This is a genomic window from Bacteroides sp. MSK.20.12, assembly GCF_019052435.1.
GTDB classification, from domain to species: domain Bacteria; phylum Bacteroidota; class Bacteroidia; order Bacteroidales; family Bacteroidaceae; genus Bacteroides; species Bacteroides xylanisolvens.
On sequence record NZ_JAHQVH010000089.1, the window covers coordinates 1 to 2,907 of the forward strand.

The 2,907-nt window shown below is 35.7% G+C and carries 2 protein-coding genes; both read left to right on the top strand.

Going from position 1 to position 2,907, the window contains the following annotated elements:
• Positions 1–322: 322 nt before the first annotated feature.
• Positions 323–856, top strand: coding sequence for a Crp/Fnr family transcriptional regulator (locus tag KTR06_RS24200; protein WP_008645828.1), 534 nt, complete (start codon positions 323–325; stop codon positions 854–856).
• Between the two features lie 60 nt (positions 857–916).
• A complete protein-coding gene (locus KTR06_RS24205; protein ID WP_217290885.1) occupies positions 917–2,098 on the top strand; it encodes an acyltransferase in 1,182 nt (393 codons plus the stop codon).
• The last annotated feature ends 809 nt before the right edge of the window (positions 2,099–2,907 follow it).

Genomic DNA, 2,907 nt, shown 5'->3' on the forward strand with positions numbered 1-2,907 from the left:
ACTCGTTTCCACTCACAAAGATAGTCGCGGTCTTGCTTTTCATAGAGGAAATATAAAGAATATCATTGGGATAATCGAATAAAATCGGCAGATTATGGCAGAAAAGTATGGATACCCGGTCATGAAACAACAACGGAAAGGCAAGGGGAGCAATCCATAAATGTTAATCTGGGCGATATATAAAAATGCAGCTTGTTTATTTATTATAGGAGCATTTTTGTATTTTTGTAGCTGCTTAATAAAAAAACAGGAAAGAGTAAATAAGCGTTGTGAAAGTCAAATGATGCATAATACGATAAACTCACTTAAAGCCAAGTCAAACATGAGCAATAGTTCCATCAATGAGCTGTTTGCTCATAGCTCTTTATTGGAACTGCCCAAAAAACATATCCTAACGTCCTCTTTCCAGAATGATAAAAACTTTTATTTCATTGAAAAAGGTATAGCACGCTCATATTGTGTAATTAACGACAAAGAACTCACCTCATGGTTTAGTACAGAAGGAGATATCGTTTTTTCGACGAACAATTTTTATGGGAACCAACAAGGGTACGAATATGAAGTTGTTCAGTTATTGGAAAATACGGTATTATATGCCGTGCCGATAAAAGATTTAGAAAAGCTGTATCAGACTAATATAGAAATAGCGAACTGGTCAAGGATTTTGCATCAAGAGGCTTTTATAATGAATGAAAAGCGTTTAATTTCAAGACTGTATAAGTCAGCGGAAGAACGATATATAGAATTGTTGCAAACACGTCCGGATCTCTTCCAAAGAGTAAATTTGGGTTATATTGCATCTTTTTTAGGCATCTCTCAAGTTACGTTGTGCCATTTGAGGAACAAGATTAAATAATAGGGTTGTTTCGTTTCCTTCGCATTGCTTTATTCTGCTTTTTTAAGTAGTTTAAAAAAAATGTCATACCATTGTCCTAACTTTGCAATTGAAAAAATTGAATACCAAATGAAAAATGTGAATCATATAATATGGGCTGATTTAATTCGTGTGATAGCCATTTTAATGGTCATCTGTATCCATTGTTCAGACCCTTTCAATGTTTCTCCTGAAGCTCGTTTAAATCCGGAGTATAACTTATGGGGGAGTATTTATGGAGCTTTCTTGCGTCCGTGCGTACCGTTGTTTGTGATGCTGACAGGAATGTTATTATTACCGGTAGAACAGGAAATCGGACAATTTTATAAAAAAAAGATGCTTCGTGTAATAGTCCCTTTTATTGTATGGTCTTTATTATATAACTTGTTTCCGTGGTTTACGGGTATTTTAGGGCTGAATAATTCTGTTTTGTCTGAAATGTTTGCGTATGCAGGAGAGTCTCCAAGTCAAACTTGGGATAGTTGCTTGCATAATATTCTTATGATTCCTTTTAACTTCAATACATATACAGTTCCTTTATGGTACATATATATGTTGATAGGATTATATTTGTATATGCCTTTTTTTTCTGCATGGCTGAAACAAGCAACAGAGAAACAAATGAAAATATTCTTATCCGTTTGGTTTATCACATTATTTCTGCCTTATTGCCAAGAATATATATCCAGCTATATAGGAGGTACTTGTGCTTGGAATGACTATGGCACTTTATATTATTTTTCAGGTTTTAGCGGTTATCTGCTTTTAGGCTATTATTTGAAAGACAGAAACAAGTTGTCGGTGAAAAAGACTGTTATTTTATCTCTCATTCTTTTTAGTGTCGGTTATGCCATAACGTATTATGGATTCAGGAATATGACTTCACAACCTGATATTACAGAGCGCCAAATGGAATTATTCTTTTTATACTGTTCGCCCAATGTCTTTTTAATGACGGTTGCCTGGTATTTATTAATTCAAAAAGTAAAGGTAACGTCTCCCTTAATGATATCAGCCTTAAAGAATATAACAAAATGTGGACTGGGCATCTATATGGTACATTATTTTGCTGTAGGAATAGGTTATTTAGCAATTGACAGAATTGATTTACCTATATTCATGCGTATTCCAGCGACAGCTTTATTTGTGTTTATCATATCGTGGTGTATAGTTGCATTATTCTACAAAGTGCTGCCTAAGGCAGCGAAATGGATAATGGGATAGTTTAGTTTTGCTACATAAATGTAAAACAGATAAAAGAAAAAAGGGAGCAGTCCGAAAATTAAGGGGAGTGATTTGGGGCAATCACATTCTTAAAATAGATTCATTCTTGCACGTTTTTGATTCTTTTCACCACAGAGGACACGGAGGGCACAGAGGTGAATTTGTTTTATGACTTATGGTTGTGACCCTAATTTTGATGCGTAATCCTCCTACCATAAAGTTGAAAAAACATGAAAACATCTGCCACCTGCAACGAAAAGCGTGTAATGTACTAGTTGATAAATAGTTGGAGCGTTGCAGATACCTGCGGCAGATAGGTTGCAGATAAAGTATCTGCAACACAGTATAAACCTTACATAAGCTAATTCTCCAGGAGGGCAAAAGTTTATTGTATACATTGACTTCCCGTTTCCAGGCGGGGAACTGTCGTTTCCTGCATTAGAAATTACAGTTTCCACGGCAGGAAACGAGAGTTTCTAAGGCGGGACACTACAGTTTCTACGTAAGGATACTGTCGTTTCCCCGTAGACACTGTCATTTCTCCATAGAGTGATCCCAATTATCCCATAGCTTTGCATCAAGGAATCAAGGCTTTTTCTTTGATTATATAACGTGTTGCAGATACCTTATCTGCAACCTATCTGCCACAGGTATCTGCAACGTTCCAACTATTTATTAACTAGTGTATTACACGCTTTTCGTTGCAGGTGGCAGATGCTTTTATGTTTTTCAACTTTATAGTAGGAAAAACTTTGGCTCAGTTGTAATTCTTGGGGGATTAAGTTTAGTCAATTCCCTTCATGCATATA